General features: G+C 63.2%; 17 protein-coding genes. 9 read left to right on the top strand and 8 right to left on the bottom strand.

What is annotated here, in order from left to right; all coding sequences use genetic code 11:
• Nucleotides 1-121 precede the first annotated feature (121 nt).
• From ACE3OA_RS17135 to ACE3OA_RS17120, 4 genes are read left to right on the top strand one after another with little or no spacing between them, the layout of a single operon-like run.
• Nucleotides 122-1,123 (top strand): 4-hydroxyproline epimerase, encoded by a 1,002-nt coding sequence (locus ACE3OA_RS17135; protein WP_374312938.1) that lies wholly within the window; start codon nt 122-124, stop codon nt 1,121-1,123.
• Between the two features lie 59 nt (nt 1,124-1,182).
• On the top strand, nt 1,183-1,836 hold the full coding sequence (gene upp / locus ACE3OA_RS17130; RefSeq protein ID WP_374312936.1) for a uracil phosphoribosyltransferase: 654 nt from the start codon (nt 1,183-1,185) through the stop codon (nt 1,834-1,836).
• 14 nt (nt 1,837-1,850) lie between these two features.
• The gene (glpK, locus tag ACE3OA_RS17125; RefSeq protein WP_374312934.1) at nt 1,851-3,332 is read left to right on the top strand and encodes a glycerol kinase GlpK; all 1,482 of its coding nucleotides are present in this window, start codon (nt 1,851-1,853) and stop codon (nt 3,330-3,332) included.
• Complete coding sequence (locus tag ACE3OA_RS17120) at nt 3,332-4,012, top strand: hypothetical protein (protein WP_374312932.1); 681 nt, start codon at nt 3,332-3,334, stop codon at nt 4,010-4,012. The genes glpK and ACE3OA_RS17120 overlap by 1 nt, the downstream gene beginning before the upstream one ends.
• A gap of 282 nt (nt 4,013-4,294) precedes the next feature.
• Here the strand turns inward: ACE3OA_RS17120 and trmFO are convergent, their stop codons facing one another.
• Entirely contained in the window at nt 4,295-5,677 is a 1,383-nt protein-coding gene (gene trmFO, locus ACE3OA_RS17115; protein ID WP_374312930.1) for a methylenetetrahydrofolate--tRNA-(uracil(54)-C(5))-methyltransferase (FADH(2)-oxidizing) TrmFO, read from the bottom strand.
• Between the two features lie 107 nt (nt 5,678-5,784).
• Between trmFO and ACE3OA_RS17110 the strand changes: the two genes are divergently transcribed.
• Nucleotides 5,785-6,174, top strand: coding sequence for a RidA family protein (locus ACE3OA_RS17110; protein ID WP_374312926.1), 390 nt, complete (start codon nt 5,785-5,787; stop codon nt 6,172-6,174).
• 55 nt (nt 6,175-6,229) lie between these two features.
• Nucleotides 6,230-6,493, top strand: coding sequence for a PilZ domain-containing protein (locus ACE3OA_RS17105; protein ID WP_374312924.1), 264 nt, complete (start codon nt 6,230-6,232; stop codon nt 6,491-6,493).
• Nucleotides 6,494-6,659: 166 nt separating this feature from the next.
• Here the strand turns inward: ACE3OA_RS17105 and ACE3OA_RS17100 are convergent, their stop codons facing one another.
• From ACE3OA_RS17100 to uvrA, 4 genes are all read right to left on the bottom strand, one after another.
• Nucleotides 6,660-7,301 carry a glutathione S-transferase family protein gene (locus ACE3OA_RS17100; protein ID WP_374312922.1) on the bottom strand — a complete coding sequence of 214 codons (642 nt, stop codon included), beginning with the start codon at nt 7,299-7,301 and terminating at the stop codon, nt 6,660-6,662.
• A 140-nt stretch (nt 7,302-7,441) separates the two neighbouring features.
• Nucleotides 7,442-8,080: a glutathione S-transferase family protein gene (locus ACE3OA_RS17095; protein ID WP_374312920.1), complete on the bottom strand. Its 639-nt coding sequence runs from the start codon at nt 8,078-8,080 to the stop codon at nt 7,442-7,444.
• 29 nt (nt 8,081-8,109) lie between these two features.
• Complete coding sequence (locus ACE3OA_RS17090) at nt 8,110-8,850, bottom strand: hypothetical protein (protein WP_374312918.1); 741 nt, start codon at nt 8,848-8,850, stop codon at nt 8,110-8,112.
• Nucleotides 8,851-8,858: 8 nt separating this feature from the next.
• Nucleotides 8,859-11,732 carry an excinuclease ABC subunit UvrA gene (gene uvrA, locus ACE3OA_RS17085; protein ID WP_374312916.1) on the bottom strand — a complete coding sequence of 958 codons (2,874 nt, stop codon included), beginning with the start codon at nt 11,730-11,732 and terminating at the stop codon, nt 8,859-8,861.
• 183 nt (nt 11,733-11,915) lie between these two features.
• On the opposite strand from uvrA, the gene ACE3OA_RS17080 reads away from it, so the two are divergent.
• Nucleotides 11,916-12,431, top strand: a complete 516-nt coding sequence (locus tag ACE3OA_RS17080; protein ID WP_374312914.1) for a single-stranded DNA-binding protein — start codon at nt 11,916-11,918, stop codon at nt 12,429-12,431.
• Nucleotides 12,432-12,515: 84 nt separating this feature from the next.
• Here the strand turns inward: ACE3OA_RS17080 and ACE3OA_RS17075 are convergent, their stop codons facing one another.
• From ACE3OA_RS17075 to ACE3OA_RS17065, 3 genes are read right to left on the bottom strand one after another with little or no spacing between them, the layout of a single operon-like run.
• Nucleotides 12,516-13,736, bottom strand: a complete 1,221-nt coding sequence (locus ACE3OA_RS17075) for a TIGR03862 family flavoprotein (RefSeq protein WP_374312912.1) — start codon at nt 13,734-13,736, stop codon at nt 12,516-12,518.
• Nucleotides 13,729-14,886, bottom strand: a complete 1,158-nt coding sequence (locus ACE3OA_RS17070) for a GNAT family N-acetyltransferase (RefSeq protein ID WP_374312910.1) — start codon at nt 14,884-14,886, stop codon at nt 13,729-13,731. The genes ACE3OA_RS17075 and ACE3OA_RS17070 overlap by 8 nt, the downstream gene beginning before the upstream one ends.
• A gap of 44 nt (nt 14,887-14,930) precedes the next feature.
• Nucleotides 14,931-15,395: a RidA family protein gene (locus tag ACE3OA_RS17065; RefSeq protein WP_374312908.1), complete on the bottom strand. Its 465-nt coding sequence runs from the start codon at nt 15,393-15,395 to the stop codon at nt 14,931-14,933.
• A gap of 155 nt (nt 15,396-15,550) precedes the next feature.
• Between ACE3OA_RS17065 and ACE3OA_RS17060 the strand changes: the two genes are divergently transcribed.
• A complete protein-coding gene (locus ACE3OA_RS17060) occupies nt 15,551-16,636 on the top strand; it encodes a phosphotransferase (protein ID WP_374312906.1) in 1,086 nt (361 codons plus the stop codon).
• Between the two features lie 165 nt (nt 16,637-16,801).
• Nucleotides 16,802-18,115 carry an aspartate aminotransferase family protein gene (locus tag ACE3OA_RS17055; protein ID WP_374312904.1) on the top strand — a complete coding sequence of 438 codons (1,314 nt, stop codon included), beginning with the start codon at nt 16,802-16,804 and terminating at the stop codon, nt 18,113-18,115.
• Nucleotides 18,116-18,129 lie beyond the last annotated feature (14 nt).

The following is an 18,129-nucleotide window of genomic DNA, read 5'->3' as shown; positions in this document are numbered from 1 at the left end:
TTGAGGCAGGAGAATCGGTCGGTTGCGCATTGCCAAGGCCGGGGCCGGGTTATATCAATTGGCGGGCCTGCTGTCATGCGCCGCAGTACGATCAAGTCCCTTATTCTTCAAAAGGTTAACCATGGCCCGATTCACTTTCTCCTGCATCGATGCACATACCTGTGGCAATCCTGTGCGGGTCGTCTCGGGCGGTGGTCCGCAGCTCGAGGGCGACAGCATGAGCGCGCGGCGGCAGCATTTCCTCAAGGAGTATGACTGGATCCGCAAGGGGCTGATGTTCGAGCCGCGCGGGCACGACATGATGTCGGGCAGCATCCTCTATCCGCCGACCCGGCCGGATTGCGATGTTGCCATCCTGTTCATCGAGACGTCGGGCTGCCTGCCGATGTGCGGCCACGGGACGATCGGGACGGTGACGGTCGCCATCGAGAACGGCCTGGTGCGGCCGAAGAAGCCGGGCGAACTCAGGCTCGACACGCCGGCGGGCCTGGTCGTCGCCACCTACAACCAGGTCGGCGAATATGTCGAATCCGTCCGCCTGACCAACGTGCCTGGCTTCCTGCACTCGGAAGGGCTCGACATCGATTGCCCTGACATCGGCCCGATCAAGGTCGACGTCGCCTATGGCGGCAATTTCTATTGCATCGTCGAGCCGCAGGCCGGCTATCGCGACATGGCGGATTTCTCGGCCGGCGACCTCATCGCCATGAGCCGCGAACTGCGCCGGCGCATGAATGAAAAATACACATTCCAGCACCCGGACAACCCGACCATCCAGGGCCTGTCGCACATCCTGTGGACCGGCAAGCCCACGGTCGACGGCGCCGATGCGCGCAATGCCGTCTTCTATGGCGACAAGGCGATCGATCGCTCGCCCTGCGGCACCGGTACCTCGGCGCGCATGGCGCAGCTGGCGGCCAAGGGCAAGCTGAAGGTCGGCGACAATTTCGTCCATGAAAGCATCATCGGGTCGCTGTTCAAGGGCCGGGTCGAACAGGCGGCCACCGTCGGCAACAAGCCGGCCATCGTGCCGTCGATCGAAGGCTGGGCGCGTGTCACCGGTTACAACACCATCTTCATCGACGACCGCGATCCTTATAAGCACGGGTTCCAGGTCATCTAACAAGAAGCATCAGAACCCGGCATTCGGGAACCCCGGTCTTTGATAACAGGGAGCAGGACATGGTCAAAACCTTCAAGGAATTCCCGACGCTCAGCGTGCTTGATCATCCGTTGATCCAGCACAAGCTCTCGATGATGCGCGACAAGGCGACGCCGACGACCCTGTTCCGCCAGTTGCTGAAGGAGATCGCGCTCTTGATGGGCTATGAGCTCACGCGCGATCTGCCGATGACGACGCAGGAGATCGAGACGCCGCTCACCAAGATGGATGCACCGGTGATCATGGGCAAGAAGATCGCCGTGGTGCCGATCCTGCGTGCCGGCCTCGGCATGGCCGATGGGCTAATGGAACTGGTTCCGGCGGCGCGCATGGGGCATATCGGCCTCTACCGCGATCATGAAACCAAGCGGCCGGTCGAATATTTCGTGAAGCTGCCGGAGCCGGAAGGGCGCATCTTCATCCTGGTCGATCCGATGCTGGCCACGGGCCACTCGGCCGCGGCCGCGATCGATACGCTCAACAAGCGCGGCATTTCCGACGACAATATCCGCCTGATGTCGCTGGTGGCGGCCCCTGAGGGCGTGCGCGTCGTTCATGCGGCCCATCCCACCGTGCCGATCTTCGTGGCGGCACTGGATTCTCATCTCAACGAGAACGCCTATATCGTGCCGGGCTTGGGTGATGCCGGCGACCGCCTCTTCGGCACGAAATAGGGAAGGGCGCTGTCATGGCCAAAGCCGATCTCATCCTGGCCATCGACCAGGGCACCACCAGTACAAGGGCGATCGCCTTTTCCCTGCGCGGCGAACCGCAGGCGACCGCCCAGAAGGAACTGCCGCAGATCTATCCGGCCGATGGCTGGGTCGAGCACGATCCGGAGGAAATCTGGCGCGCGACCGTGGAAGTGACGAAGGCTGTCATCGCCAAGGTCGGGGCCGAACGCGTCGCTGCCATCGGCATCACCAACCAGCGCGAGACGACGGTGGTGTGGAACCGCAAGACCGGCAAGCCGGTCCATAATGCGATCGTCTGGCAGGATCGGCGCGGCGCGCCCTTGTGCAAGCAGCTCATTGCCGATGGGCGCGAAGCGATGATCCAGGCGAGGACCGGCCTGCTCATCGACAGCTATTTCTCGGCCACCAAGATCGCCTGGATTCTGGAGAATGTCGCCGGTGCCCGCGCGGCCGCCGAGAAAGGTGAGCTTGCCTTCGGCACGATCGATACTTTCCTGCTCTGGCGCCTCACGGGCGGCAAGGCGCATGCGACCGACGCCACCAATGCCTCGCGCACCATGCTGTGCGACATCCATAAGCTTCAATGGGACGATGAATTGCTGGCGCTGTTCAAGATCCCGCGCGCGATGCTGCCGGAGATCCGCGAGAACGCTGCACCTTTCGGCATGACCGATCCGCGTGAACTTGGCGTCAGCCTGCCGGTCGCGGGGATGGCCGGCGATCAGCAGGCGGCCCTCATCGGCCAGGCCTGTTTCACGCCCGGCATGATCAAGAGCACCTATGGCACCGGCTGCTTTGCGCTGATGAACACCGGTGGTAAGGCCGTGCTGTCGAAGAACCGCCTGCTCACCACGGTGGGCTATCGCCTGAAGGGCGAGACGGCCTATGCGGTGGAAGGATCGATCTTCATCGCCGGTGCCGCCGTGCAATGGTTGCGCGACGGGTTGAAGCTGATCCAGCAGGCCGGCGAGACCGAGCGCCTCGCGCGTTCGGTGCGCGGTACCGGTGGCGTCTATCTGGTGCCGGCGTTCACGGGCCTGGGCGCCCCCTATTGGGATCCGATGGCGCGCGGCGCATTACTGGGGCTTACGCGCGATACCGGCATCGCCGAAATCGTGCGCGCGGCGCTGGAGGCCGTCTGCTACCAGACGCGCGACCTGATGAGCGCCATGATCTCCGACACCGGCACCGACGTGCAATCGCTCCGCGTCGATGGCGGCATGGTGCGCAACGATTGGGTCATGCAGTTCCTGGCCGATCTCCTCAACGTGCCGATCGGCCGCCCGGTCGTGGTGGAGACGACGGCGCTCGGCGCCGCCATCGCCGCCGGGCTTGGCGTCGGCCTCATTCCCGATCTCAAGGCGGCCGCCGCCAACTGGCAGCAGGAGCGCGAGTTCCGCCCGGAAATGGCTGCCGATGAGCGCGAACGACTCTACGCCGGATGGAAGACCGCGATCGGGCGGATTCGGTCCTGATGTCGCTTTTCTTCGCCACCTTGAAGGGGGAACGGATGTTGGGTCGTGTCGGGCGTAACGTCCTCAGTGCGGCTCTCCTGATCATCGTCGGGGCCTGCGCGTCATCCGAACCGGCGTCAAAGGGGCCGGTGGTGACCAGCGAGGACCTGTGGCGACTGAGTGGGACGAGGGAGGCGCTGGTCGAATTGCACCATGCGCTCTCCGACGCGTGCCAGGCAAAGCTCGAAACACCGGACGACCTGCTGACATTGCCGGCCGGTCAAGCGGTCTGCGTGCGCTCGCGCCTGGTCGAAGCCTTCGATGCGGACGCGGGCGCCAGCCCCTGCAGCCAGGGTCGGGACCTGCGGCAGTTCGTCAGTTGCATCCTGGAAGGACAGTTTGTCGGCAATGTCATCGAGAACAGCGGCTCGGCAGCCTTGCCGGCTGACGTGCAATGGGGCAGCCGTGACGCGCGTGGGCAGCAGGCCAGCAAACTCATCAGCGACCGGATCCATGCCTCATGTCTGACGCCGAGCAAATCGGCCATGCAGGAATGCGTCGAAACCTCGATGTTCCGCTATTTCGAGGTCAAGCCGGAGGCAATCGATTTCTGCCCGGCCAAGGAGCAGCGCGACATGTGCATCTATTGGGCCGGCTTTGCCCATTCGATCCGCCTGAAGCTTGATCGCGTGCACTCTTGATGAAGGTTGCGCATTTGAGCAACCAGGGCGCGACAAAAATGATAATTGCCGTCTAAAAAGAGCATCGATAGTATTCCCCCGATACTGAAAACTGGGGGTGGAATATGCGTGCAGGTGCCGCGTTAGGGGCGTCCTGACTACTCTTGCTGGCCTTGGCTGTCGCGGCCTGCCAACCGGCTTCTCCCAAATCAACGACCACTGCCCAGCCGGGGAAATGCGCGGCATCTGCATTGGCAAAGCTGGCGTGGCGCATTTCGTCCAAAACCGGCTGGCATTGATATTCTAGGCTGCGGCGCTGGAACCCTTCAGCCAGCCCGCAAGATCGCCCAGCGCGCGTGCGCTGAGGCGCGGCTTGCGCCCCGCCTTCCACTCACGGAGTTGCGCCTTGTTGAGGCCATCGGGCGCCTCGATCTCCGGGAAGAGACCGAAATTGACGTTCATGGGCTGGAAGGTCTTGGCGTCCGCCTGGCCGGTGATGTGGCCGATGAGAGCGCCCAGGGCTGTGGTGAGCGGCGGTGGCGGCAGGTCGCGGCCCAGTCGCTCCGCCGCGGCGAAGCAGCCGGCGAGCAGACCAATGGCGGCACTTTCGACATAGCCTTCGACGCCGGTAACCTGGCCAGCAAAACGCAGGCGCGGCAGGACCTTGAGACGCAGCGAGCCATCCAGCAGCTTGGGGCTGTTGATGAAGGTGTTGCGGTGGAGGCCACCCAGCCGCGCGAACTCGGCATTCTCCAGCCCCGGGATCATGCGGAAGACGCGAACCTGTTCGGCATATTTCAGCTTCGTCTGGAAACCGACCATGTTGTAGAGGGTGCCCAGCGCATTGTCCTGCCGGAGTTGTACCACGGCATAGGGGCGCCGCTGTTCCCTGGGATCAAAGAGGCCGATGGGCTTCATCGGGCCGAAGCGCAGGGTGTTGGGACCACGCGCCGCCATGATCTCGATCGGCAGGCAGCCTTCGAAATAGGGCGTTCCTTCCCATTCCTTGAACTCGGTCTTCTCGCCGGCAAGGATCGCCTCGATGAAGGCCAGGTATTGCGGCTTGTCGAGCGGGCAGTTGATGTAGTCGGCGCCGTCGCCTTCGGGCCCGACCTTGTCATAGCGCGATTGGAACCAGGCCTTCTCGAGATCGATGCTGTCCTTGTGCACGATCGGCGCGATGGCGTCGAAGAAGCTAAGCGATGCTTCGCCGGTCAGTTCCAGGATGGCCTCGGCCAAAGGCGGCGAGGTGAGGGGGCCAGTGGCGATGATGACGCTGTCCCAATCGGCCGGCGGCAGGCCGCCGATTTCGCCGCGCTCAAAGGTGACGAGGGGGTGCGAGGCGAGGGCCGCCGTCACCCGTTCGGCAAAGCCGTCGCGGTCGACAGCCAAGGCGCCGCCCGCAGGCAGCTTGCTGGCATCGGCCGATTGCAGGATGAGCGAGCCGGCGCGGCGCATTTCCTCGTGCAAGAGGCCCACCGCGTTGTTCTCGGCATCGTCGGCGCGGAAGGAGTTGGAGCAGACCAGCTCGGCGCATTTGTCGGTCTGGTGCGCATCCGTGCCGCGCAGCGGCCGCATTTCATGGAGAATGACCGGCACGCCGGCCGAGACGAGTTGCCAGGCGGCCTCGGAGCCGGCGAGGCCGGCGCCGATGACATGGATGGGTTTGGTTTTGTTTGCATTCATGAGCCGGGTCATAGCGCTCATTCGCGCCATCGGCAAGGCCGGGACCAAAGGTTGACATTGAGCCCGGCTGACGGAACGATAAAGCACGTATCATCAAGGAGATAGAGATGCTGAATTTTCTAAATCCACCCTCGGCGCCGCCACCCTTCAGCCGCTATTCGCAGATGGTTTCGGCGCCGGAGAATTATCGCTGGCTCTATATCAGCGGGCAGGTCGGCTGCGACCGCGAGCACAAGACGGCGCAAGGCTTCGCGGCGCAGGCGGAACTCGCCTGGCGCAACCTCGCCGCGTGCCTGGAAGCCGATGGCATGACAGTGCAGGATCTGGTCAAGGTGAACGTCATGCTCACCCGTGCCGGCGATGTGCCGGCCTCGCGCATCGCCCGGGATAAAATCCTCGGTGGTGCCCAGCCCGCCTCGACTCTCATCGTCGTCTCGTCGCTCGCCAATCCCGAATGGTTGATCGAGGTGGAGGGTATTGCAGCCAGGGCAGCGTAGCCGGGGCCGGCCGAGTGCCGCACCATGATCCTTCTATCCCTTTGGGGAGAAGATCATGGTGGAGAGCGGACCGGACAAGCGGCGCCACCCGCGCCGAAAGATGCTGAAGGGCGCCAAGGCGGTCTTCAATGGCGGCGCCAGTCTCTATGATTGCCAGGTGCGCGACTGGTCGGAGTCCGGCGCGCGGCTGGTCTTTGCCGAGCTGACCCCGCTGCCGCATCTTTTCACCCTGCGCCTTGCCGATGGCAGCGAGTATCCGTGCGAAGTCGTGCGTGCCGACGGGGGCGTGGTCGGCGTGCGCTTTGCCGGATCGGTCTAAGCGCGGACATTTGGGCAGCTTCAGACACCCCTCACCCCAACCCCTCTCCTCCGTCGGCGAAGGCCGACATTCGTCGGCTGAGGGGCGAGGGGCTTTTTACCAAGCTTGCTCGAAACTCCCTCGCCCCACGCAGTGGGGAGAGGGTCGGGGTGAGGGGCCTTAGACGTCAGACCGGCTGTTCGAGCCCCTGGTCCTTCAGCATCTGTGCGTAGGCCGGGCGCGCCAGCGCTGCTCGTACCAGCTTGTTGAGATGCGGATAGCTGTGCCCGGGCTTCGCGAAATTGCGTGACCAGCGGATCAGCATGGCGAGGTAATAGTCGCAGGCATAGAAGGCAGCACCGCAAAGATGCGGCCCCTTTGCGGCGAGTTCATTGTCGAGGAAGTCGAACATCTTGCCCAGGCGTTCTTCGGCCTTGGCATGCAACTTGGCCTGCTCGGCCTCGCCATCGACGAAATAATGGGGATACCAATATTGCATCAGTGCTTCCTGCGGCGTGTTCGTCAGATAGGCCATCCATTGCAGGAAAAGACCGCGATCGTCATGGCCAAGGGCCGGGGCCAGTTTCGTGGCCGGATAGTGCTCCGCCAGGAACTGGCAGATGGCAGCACTCTCATACATCACCTTGCCGTCGTCATAGATGAGCGTCGGCACGCGGCCATGCGGATTAAGTGTTAGATAATCTTCAGATTTCTGTTCGTTTTTCTCACGGTCGAGTTTGATGAACTCGGCCTTCACGCCAGCTTCGATGAGAACGGCATAAGGTGCCATCGCGGCGCTGCCGGCGATGTAATAGAGCTTGTATGACATGCTTTGCTCGCCTTGCTGATGCAGGTGGCAAGGCGAATAATCGAGGCGGCCTTGTTTGGCAAGTGCCGCCTATAGTGCCAGAGGACCGATGTCAGTCAGAGCGGCCCCGATCAGACCGGTCCCGATCAGACTGGCCCCGATCAGACCGGCTGGTCGATGCCCTCGTCCGTCAGCATCTGCGCGTAAGCGGGGCGGGCCATCGCCGCGCGCACCAGCTTGCTGAGATTCGGATAGGTGTGGCCGGGCTTGGGCATCCGCCTCGTCCAGCGGATCAGCATGGCGAGGAAATAGTCGCAGGCGTACCAGGTCGAACCGCAGAGATAGGGACCCTTCGTGGCGAGTTCGCCGTCGAGGAAGGTCCACATCTTCGCCAGCCGTTCCTCGGCCTTCGCTTTCATCTTCGCCTGCGCGTCGGCACCATCAACATAGTTCTCGCTATGCCACCACTGCATCGACGCTTCCTGCGGCGTGTTGGTGAGATAGGCCATCCATTGCAGATAGAGCCCGCGATCGGCATGGTCGATGGCGGGGGCGAGCTTCGCCTCCGGATGGCGCTCGGTCAGGAATGCGCAGATGGCGGCACTTTCATACATCACCTTGCCGTCGTCATAGATCAGCGTCGGCACCCGGCCATGCGGGTTGAGCTTCATGTACGCTGCACTCTTCTGCTCGTTCTTCGCGTCATCGACTAGAACGAATTCCGCCTCGACGCCCATCTCGATCATCATCGCATGCGCTGCCATCGCGGCACTGCCCGGGCTGTAGAAGAGTTTGTACATGCGGCGCCTCAAACTGCTTGGTTGGTGCTTTAAACGACCTCTGAGCCTGCCCGCTTCAGCCCCGCTTTGTCTCGCAAGAGCGACACGAACGATTGTAGGGACAAATACCGAAGGGGAGGACGTATCAACAACAATTGCTCGTCAGTAGCCCAGCGAGCAGTCTCGTTGTACCAAGCTCTCTTCTTCAGAGCTATATCGGGACGTTTCCTACAAGCCAATGCGATGCGATCACCCGCCGCAAACACCGCTTCTATATCCCGCCACAATAGCGTGCCGCTCCACAAATCGGGCATTTGCAGGCCATCGCGATCGATGAGAAGAGGTGATCTGGCAGCAAGCCAGCTCCAAAAAGCCATACCCACCAACGACAAACATAGTCCGACCAAGCACCAAAGAAAAATCAATCCTGCTTGGTCCAAATCCGTGTTCGTCCAAATGATCAGTTCGGGGACCACGGCGAGAAAGGAGATCGTTAGAATTGCGTCGGGCCGCCGATTGAATGGAATTGACATGCCGGTGGCCCCGCTCAGCAGAAGCTTATCGCTGTCTCGATGGCCAAACCGAATTGAATAGATTGCGAAGGGAATGCCAAGGATGCCGAGCGACAGCAGCAGAGTTGCTGCCGCCGAAAGAAGCACACTACCTGTGGTCTCGACGAAAGAGTGGAACGCTGCAAAGATGATGATGCCACCAAAAAAGAGAGCCCCAGCCATCCTCAGCGCGAATTGCCATGTGGGAAGCTTGGATTCGCGGTCCAGCTTAATTGGCATCAAATGTCCTATCCCCTTGCTGCCTTCTTCTTCATGCGCTTGCTCAGATACGGCGCCAGATACTGACCCGTATAGCTGCCGGGCGTGTCGGCGACGTCTTCCGGCGTGCCTTCGGCGACGATGCGGCCGCCTTTGTCGCCGCCTTCGGGGCCTAAGTCGATGATCCAGTCGGCGACCTTGATGACTTCGAGATTGTGCTCGATGACGACGATGGTGTTGCCCTGGTCCACAAGATGCTGCAGCACTTCGAGGAGCTTGCGCACATCCTCGAAATGAAGGCCTGTGGTGGGCTCGTCGAGGATGTAGAGCGTGCGGCCGGTGGCTCGCCTAGAGAGTTCCTTGGCGAGCTTCACGCGCTGCGCCTCGCCGCCGGAGAGCGTGGTTGCCGCCTGGCCGATATGGACATAGCCGAGGCCCACCTGGTTGAGCATGGCGAGCTTGTCGCGGATGGCGGGGACGGCCTTGAAGAACTCGACGCCTTCCTCGACCGTCATGTCGAGCACGTCGGCGACCGACTTGCCCTTGAAATGGACTTCCAGCGTTTCGCGGTTGTAGCGCTTGCCCTTGCACTGGTCGCATTGCACATAGACGTCGGGCAGGAAGTGCATCTCGATCTTGATGACGCCGTCGCCCTCGCAGGCTTCGCAGCGACCGCCCTTAACGTTGAAGGAGAAGCGCCCGGCCTTGTAGCCGCGCGCCTGGGCATCGGGGAGGCCCGCGAACCATTCGCGGATCGGCGTGAAGGCGCCGGTATAGGTGGCGGGGTTGGAGCGCGGGGTGCGGCCGATGGGCGATTGGTCGATGTCGATGACCTTGTCGAGGAACTCGATGCCCTCGATGCGGTCATGCTCGCCCGGATGCGTGCGCGCGTCATGGAGGCGCTTGGCGAGCGCGTTATAGAGCGTTTCGATGATGAGGGTCGACTTGCCGCCGCCCGAGACGCCGGTGACGCAGGTCATGGTGCCCAGCGGAATGTCGACGCTGATATTTTTCAAGTTGTTGTGCTTGGCGCCGACGATGCGGATCTTGGCCTGTTTGCCGGCCCCCTTGCGGCGCTCGCTCGGGATCTCGATCTTGCGGCTGCCGTTCAAATATTGCGCGGTGAGGCTGTTGCCCTTCATCACCTCGGCGGGCGTCCCTTGCGCGACGACCTTGCCGCCATGGATGCCGGCCGCCGGGCCCATGTCGATGAGATAATCGGCATTGCGGATGGCATCCTCGTCATGTTCGACGACGAGGACCGTGTTGCCGAGATCGCGCAGCCGTTTGAGAGTCGCCAGCAGCCGGTCATTGTCGCGCTGATGGAGGCCGATCGACGGTTCGTCCAGCACATAGAGCACGCCGGTAAGGCCCGAACCGATCTGTGAGGCGAGACGAATGCGCTGGCTCTCGCCGCCCGACAAGGTTGCCGAGGCGCGGCTGAGCGTCAGATATTCGAGGCCCACCGAGTTGAGGAAGCCCAGGCGCTCGTTGATCTCTTTCAAGATGCGATAGGCGATGTCGTTCTGCTTCTTGGTGAGCTTCTTGGCAAGGCCACCGAACCAATCGGCTGCCTGCAGGATGGAGAAGTCTGAAATATCGGCGATGTTCTTCTTGTCGATCTTGACGGCCAAGGCTTCCGGCTTCAGGCGCCGGCCTTCGCAGGATTCGCAGGGGCTGGTCGATTGATAGCGGCCGAGTTCGTCGCGCACCCAATTGCTGTCCGTTTCGCGGAAACGGCGCTCCATATTGGTGATGACGCCCTCGAACGGGCGCGTCGTCTTATAGGAGCGCGTGCCGTCATCGAAGGACATGGTGACGACTTCCTCGCCCGAACCGAACAGGATGATGTCACGGATCTTTTTCGGCAGGTCTTTCCAGGCCGTGCCCAGGGCAAACTTGTAATGCTTGGCGAGGCTTTCCAGCGCCTGGTTGTAATATTGGGAGGTCGAATTGGCCCAGGGTGCCACGGCGCCATCGCGCAAGCTCTTGCTCGTATCGGGCACCACCATCTCGGGGTCGAAATAGAGCTTCTCGCCAAGGCCGTCGCAGACCGGGCAGGCGCCGAACGGGTTGTTGAAGGAGAAGAGGCGCGGTTCGATCTCATCGATGGTGAAGCCCGAGACCGGGCAGGCGAAGCGCGAGGAGAAGAGAATGCGCTCATCTGGTTTGTCGGCGTAATCGGCAAAGAGCAGACCGTCGGCCAAGCCCAGCGCCGTCTCGACGCTGCCGGCCAGGCGCGTCTCCAGACCCGGCTTCACGGCGATGCGGTCGACCACCACCTCGATATCGTGCTTCAGCTTCTTGTTGAGGTTCGGCACTTCGCTGATTTCATAGATCTTGCCGTCGACGCGCATGCGCTGGAAGCCGCGCTTCTGCAGGTCCTGGAATTCCTTCTTGTATTCGCCCTTGCGGCCACGCGCGATGGGTGCGAGCAGCAGCAGGCGCGTGCCTTCGGGCAGGCCCATGATGCGGTCGACCATCTGGGTGATGGTCTGGCTTTCGATGGGCAGGCCGGTTGCGGGCGAATAGGGGATGCCGATGCGCGCGAACAGCAGGCGCATGTAATCGTAGATCTCGGTCACCGTGCCGACGGTCGAGCGCGGATTCTTCGAGGTCGTCTTCTGCTCGATGGAGATGGCAGGGCTGAGGCCCTCGATCGAATCCACATCCGGCTTCTGCATCAGTTCCAGGAACTGGCGGGCATAGGCGGAAAGGCTTTCGACATAGCGCCGCTGGCCTTCCGCATAGATCGTGTCGAAGGCCAAAGACGATTTCCCCGACCCCGACAGGCCGGTGATCACCACGAGGGAGTCCCGCGGCAGGTCGACATCGACGTTCTTGAGATTGTGCTCGCGCGCGCCGCGGACGGAAATCTTGTGACCAGTCAATTGGTTAGCCATAAGGTCGATCTTTTCGGGAGCTGGAATCGGGAGCGGCCGGCGGCCGCCTTTGGGGCGCATCATAGCGGCCTTCGCACCCGCTTAATACCCCTTTTGTTCTTCTCTTCGGAGTGCTAGGAAAATGCCCGGCGAAGCGCTATACGGGCGCTCCAGTTCAATCGGATTCCAGCAGGGGGCAGCGTCATGGCGGGCAGCGTCAACAAGGTCATTCTCATCGGCAATCTGGGGCGCGACCCCGAGATCCGCTCGACCCAGGACGGCACGAAGGTCGCCAACCTGTCCATCGCCACCTCGGAATCCTGGCGCGACAAGAGTTCCGGCGAGCGCCGCGAAAAGACCGAGTGGCACCGTGTCGTCATCTTCAACGAGCGCCTGGTCGATGTGGCCGAGCGTTTCCTGAAGAAGGGCTCCAAGGTCTATCTCGAAGGCCAGTTGCAGACCCGCAAATGGACCGACCAGTCGGGCGCCGAGAAATACACCACCGAAGTCGTCCTGCAGCGCTTCCGCGGCGAACTCACCATGCTTGACGGCAAGGGTGAGGGCGGCGGCATGTCCGACAATGGCGATGCCGGCTATGGTGGCGGCAGCGGCGGCGGCTATGGCGGCGGCTCGTCCGGCGGTGGCGGCGGCTTCGGCGGTGGCTCGTCGGGTGGCGGCGGTGGCCGCGGCGGCGATCTCGACGACGACATTCCGTTCTGAGCTTGGCCGGTACCGGTCCGAAAATTCAGATCAGGCCAGCAGGGCCGGCGGACATGCCGGCCCTGTTTGCTATGCGCGGCCTAGTCACCTTGCCGCAGCGTCCAGATCCCTGAGCCGGGCCAGCGCTCCCTTGCCCGCGACGACACCGCTCGCCAAACAGGCGGTGAGGAGATAGCCGCCGGTGGGCGCTTCCCAATCCAGCATCTCGCCGGCGCAGAAAATGCCGGGGAGGGATTTCAACATGAGGTCCGGTGTCAACGCTTCCAGCCGCACGCCGCCGGCGGAGCTGATCGCCTCGGCCAAGGGCCGTGCGGCCTTGAGCCGGAGCGGCAGAGCCTTGATGGCAGCGGCGAGCTTCAGGGAATCGTTGAGGTCGGAGGGCGTCAGAACTTCGCGCAGCAGCCCGGCCTTAGCACCAGAGAGGCCGAGGCTTGATTTCAAATGCGATGACAGGGAGCGCGATCCGCGCTGCGTCAATGCGGCGGCGATGCGTGCCGGATCATGGTTGGGCAGCAGATCGAGATGGAGGATCGCGGCACCTTCGGCCGCAAGCGCATCGCGCAAGGCGGCGGAATGGGCATAGACCAGGCCGCCTTCGATCCCGCTTGCCGTGATGACGGCTTCGCCCTGCCGGCTTTCCCCTCGGAATTCGGTGGCGACGTTCTTCAGGGCCGCGCCGGCAAAGCGTTCGCGGAAATGATCGCTCCAGCCGATATCGAAGCCGCAATTGGCCGGCAGCAGAGGTGCGACATCGACTTGCCGCTGCGCCAGGATCTGCTGCCAGGCGCCGTCCGAGCCGAGCTGCGGCCAGCTGCCGCCGCCCAAAGCGAGGATGATGGTATCGGCTTCAATCTCGGTGGGGCCCTTGGGCGTCGCGAAGGCGAGCTTGCCGCCGGACCAGCCCAGCCAGCGATGGCGCACATGGATGCGCAGGCCGGCCTGCCGCAATCGGTGCAGCCAGGCGCGCAGCAGCGGGGCTGCTTTCATCTCCGCCGGAAACACGCGGCCTGACGTGCCGACGAATGTCTCGACACCCAGCGCATGGATCCAGGCGCGCAACTCGGCCGGACCGAAGGCCTCGAGCCATCCGGCGACATGCTTCTGCCGGACGCCATAGCGTTTGACGAAGGCGGCCGGCGGTTCCGAATGGGTGATGTTGAGGCCGCCCTTGCCGGCCATCAGGAATTTGCGGCCGACCGACGGCATGGCATCGTAGAGATCGACGGCAATGCCGCCTTGCAGCAGGATTTCGGCCGCCATCAGGCCGGCCGGCCCGCCGCCGATGACGCTTGCATGCCTAGTCATTGCTGCGCCGGAAGGGCGAGAGCGTCTGCAGCCCCTCGATCTCGTTATGCATCACGCGCCGCTCGCGGTCGAGATAGTCGGCCACGGCATCGCGGAAATTGGCATCGGCGATCCAATGCGCCGAATGCGTTTCGACCGGCAGATAGCCGCGCTGGATCTTGTGCTCGCCTTGCGCTCCCGCCTCGACACGGGCGAGCTTGTGCTGGATCGCGTAATCGATGGCCTGGTAGTAGCAGCATTCGAAATGCAGGTTGGGCACGTCCTCGATGCAGCCCCAATTGCGGCCATAGAGAGCGTCGGTGCCGCGCAGGTTCAGTGCGCCCGCGATGGGTGTTCCGTCGCGAAAAGCCATCACCAGCACGATCCGATCGCGCATGGTTTCATGAAGAGCCGTGAAGAAGGCGCGGGTGAGGTAGGGCCGGCCCCATTTGCGCCCGCCTGTGTCCATGTAGAACGCGAAGAAAGCATCCCAATGCGCCGACTCAAGCGCGTCGCCGGACAGGGTGCGGATGTCGAGGCCGGTGGCGGCGACGCTGGCGCGTTCCTTGCGGATCGCCTTGCGCTTGCGGGACGACAGCGTGCCCAGGAAATCGTCGAAGCTCGCATAGCCGGCATTGGTCCAATGATATTGGCAACCGAGGCGATTCAGATAGCCGTGCTCGACCAGATCGCGCGCCTCGTCGCCCAGGCAGAATGTGATGTGGAGGGAGGAGAGCCCCGATTTCTCCGCCGTGCTGGTGAGGGCGCCGATGAGGGCGCTGCGCAGTTCCGGTGCAGTATCGCCCCCCTTCACCAGCAGGCGCGGGCCGGGCACGGGCGAGAAGGGGACCGCCACCTGCAGCTTGGGATAATAGCGCCCGCCGGCACGCTCATAGGCTTCGGCCCAGCCATGGTCGAAGACATATTCGCCCTGGGAATGACCCTTCACATAGAGCGGTGCGGCGGCGTGGATGGCGCCTTGCTCATCCTCCAGCACGATATGCTGCGGCAGCCAGCCGGTGCCGCGACCGACCGAGCCCGATATTTCCAGCGCATTGAGAAACGCATGGCTGACGAAAGGATTGTCCGCGCCGGCACAGGAATCCCAGGCGGATGCCGTGATCTTCTCGATCCGGTCGACCACGCGGGCGGTGAGGGTGAGGTCAGTCATGCGCTGGCTTCTCACCCTCGACCGCAAACGTGGATCGATAACTCTTAAGCAATCTCGACGATCGCATCGACCTCGACCGCCACATTGAGCGGCAGGGTGTTGACGCCGACGGCGGAGCGGGCGTGCTTACCGGCCTCGCCAAACACTTCCACCATCATATCGGAAACGCCATTGGCGACCTTGGGCTGCTCGGTGAAGCTGTCGAGGCAATTGACGAAGACGCCGAGCTTGGCAATGCGCTTCACGCGGTCGAGATCGCCCAGGGCGTTCTTCAGTTGCGCGATGATGTTGAGGCCGCAGATGCGCGCGGCCTGCGCCGCCTGCTCGGTCGAGAATTCCTGGCCGACCTTGCCGATGAACTTGAACTCGCCGTTCCAGACCGTGACCTGGCCGGAGACATAGGCGGTGTTGCCGGCGATGACGACCGGCACATAGTTGGCGACGGGGACGGCCGCCTTGGGCAGTTCGATCTTCAGTTCGGCCAAGCGGGCGTCGATTTTGCCAGCCATGTTTCTCTCTCCTTGAGCGTGTTTGGGGTGTTCTGTCGGGGGCGATCCTAGCGGGTCGACAGTCCGCAATCCAGTGTGCTGGGGCGATTGGCAGGCCGGCACTTTCCCGGCTATAAGATCAACCCTGAAATTAATCAGCTATTCGGCGCGCAATCTTGAGCGACACCCACCCAGCAGAGCAGAGCGACGAGGCGGCCCAGAGCGGGCAGGCGGGTGGCGACCAGCTCGCGGCACCGCCGCCGGTCTTCACCTTGGCCGCGGCCGAAGCGCTGGCGCGCGACTATTTCGGCCTTGAGGGCACGGCCGCACAGCTGACCAGCGAGCGCGACGCCAATTTCCGCATTCGCCATGCGGGCGGCAGCCATGTGCTCAAGATCGCCAATCCCGCCGAGGCGCTGGAAGTCACCAATCTGCAGACCATGGCCCTGTTGCATATCGCCAAGGTCGATCCGGGCATGCCCGTGCAGCGGGTTCTGCCCAGCATCCATGGCCGCCATGAGGAATTTCTGCGCGGTGCCGACGGCCGGCCGATGGTCTTGCGCCTTTTCACCTATCTGGAAGGCGAGCCGCTGCATCTCGCCCCCCGCAGTGCCGCCCAGCGGCGCAGCATCGGGGCTAATCTGGCGCGCCTCGGCCTCGCTTTGCGGAATTTCACGCACCCGGCCGCGGGGCACGAACTGGTCTGGGACATCAAGCATGCCGGCCGCCTGTGGCAATATCTGCCCTATATCGAGGGAACGGAACGGCGCGGGCTGGTCGAGCGCATCCTCAAGGCCTTTGCCGATTTCGTGCAGCCGGTCCTGCCGACCCTGCGCGCGCAGTTCGTGCATAGCGACCTCAACCCCCACAATGTGCTGGTCGAAAAGAGCGATCCGGACATTGTCGCCGGCATCCTCGATTTCGGCGACATGGTGATGACGCCGCTCATCAACGATGTCGCCATTGCCGCTGCCTATCAATTGTCGCTGGAAGGCAACCCGCTGGCCGAGGCCGGCGACCTCATCGGCGCCTATCACGCGGCCTCGCCCCTGCTGCCGATTGAGATCGATCTGCTCTACGACCTCATCGGCGCCCGCATGGCGACGACGGCCTGCGTCACCGCCTGGCGCGCCGCGCGTTACCCTGAAAACCGCGACTATATTCTGCGCAATGCGCCGCGCGCCTGGGCCGGCCTCCAGGCCTTTGCCGCCCTGCCGCGCGAAGAAGCCCAGGAATATCTGCGCCGCATCTGCGGCGTTTGAGGTTAGGCATGATCGAGCAGACAACCCCTCACCCCGACCCTCTCCCCGCTATCGCGGGGCGAGGGAGGTTCGGGTCAGCCCGGCTTCAAGCCCCTCGCCCCTCCGGGGAGAGGGGTTGGGGTGAGGGGGCTTCGGAGCAGATGACGGAATTCAGGAGATAGTCAGATGGCGATGGTGAATCAATATGTCCCGGGCCGCGAAGGCGATATCAGCGCGGCCGACGCTGCGCTCATCAAGCGCCGCGCTGAATTGCTGGGCCCGGCCTATCGCCTGTTCTATGAAAAGCCGCTGCATATCGTGCGCGGCGAGGGTGTTTGGCTCTATGATCCGGAGGGCAACGCCTATCTCGACGTCTACAACAACGTGGCCTCGGTCGGCCATTGCCATCCGCATGTCGTGGCGGCGCTCACCAAGCAGGCCGGCATCCTCAATACCCATACGCGCTATCTGCACGAAACCATCGTCGACTACGCGGCCCGCCTGCTGGCTAAATTCCCGCCGGCCTTGAAGCATGTGATGTTCACCTGCACCGGATCGGAAGCGAACGACCTCGCCCTCCGCATCGCCAAATCCTACACCAAGGGAACCGGCGTCATCGTCACCAAGCTTGCCTATCACGGCCTCACGGTCGCGATCGCGGAACTCTCGCCGTCGCTGGGTGACTATGTCGAGCGCGGACCGAATGTGAAGCTGGTCCCGGCGCCGGATACCTATCGCATCGACGGTGACGTCGGCGCCGCCTTCGCCGCTGGCGTCAAGCAGGCCTTGGCCGAGATGCAGGCGCAGGGGATCAAGCCCTGCGCCCTGCTGGTCGACGGCATTTTCTCCAGCGACGGTGTCTTCCCGGGCAAGCCCGGCTTCCTCAGGCAAGCGGTCGACGCCGTGCGCGCGGCCGGCGGCATCTATATTGCCGACGAAGTCCAGCCGGGCTTCGGCCGGGTGGGGCCGGAATTCTGGGGCTTTGCGCGCCACGGGCTGGTGCCGGATATCGTCACGGTCGGCAAGCCCATGGGCAACGGCCATCCCATGGCCGGCGCCATCATGCAACCGCAGATCGTCGAGGAGTTCGGCAAGCGCTCGCGCTATTTCAACACGTTCGGCGGCAACCCGGTTTCCTGCGCCGTGGGCCTCGCCGTGCTCGACGTCATCGACCAGGAGAACCTCGCCCAGAATGCCGGCAAGGTCGGCACCTATATGCGCGAGGGCCTGGAAAAGCTCGCCGCCCGCCACGACATCATCGGCGATGTGCGCGGCGCCGGGCTGTTCCTCGGTGTCGAATTCGTGAAGGACCGCAAGAGCAAGCTACCGGCCGCGGAGGAAACCACCCGCGTCGTCAACGACCTGCGCCGCCGCAAGGTGCTGATCAGCGCCACCGGTCCCGGTGCCAACATCCTCAAGATCCGCCCGCCGCTGGTCTTCACCCGGGAACATGCGGACATTTTCCTGGACGCTGTGGGACAGGCCGTGGCGGCACTCTAAGACGACAGGCCGGG

It is taken from the genome of Dongia sp. (assembly GCF_041906375.1).
In the GTDB taxonomy this organism is placed as follows: Bacteria; Pseudomonadota; Alphaproteobacteria; order Dongiales; family Dongiaceae; genus Dongia.
Note: the sequence above shows the minus strand (reverse complement) of the source record. Positions and strands in the feature narration are given on the sequence as shown.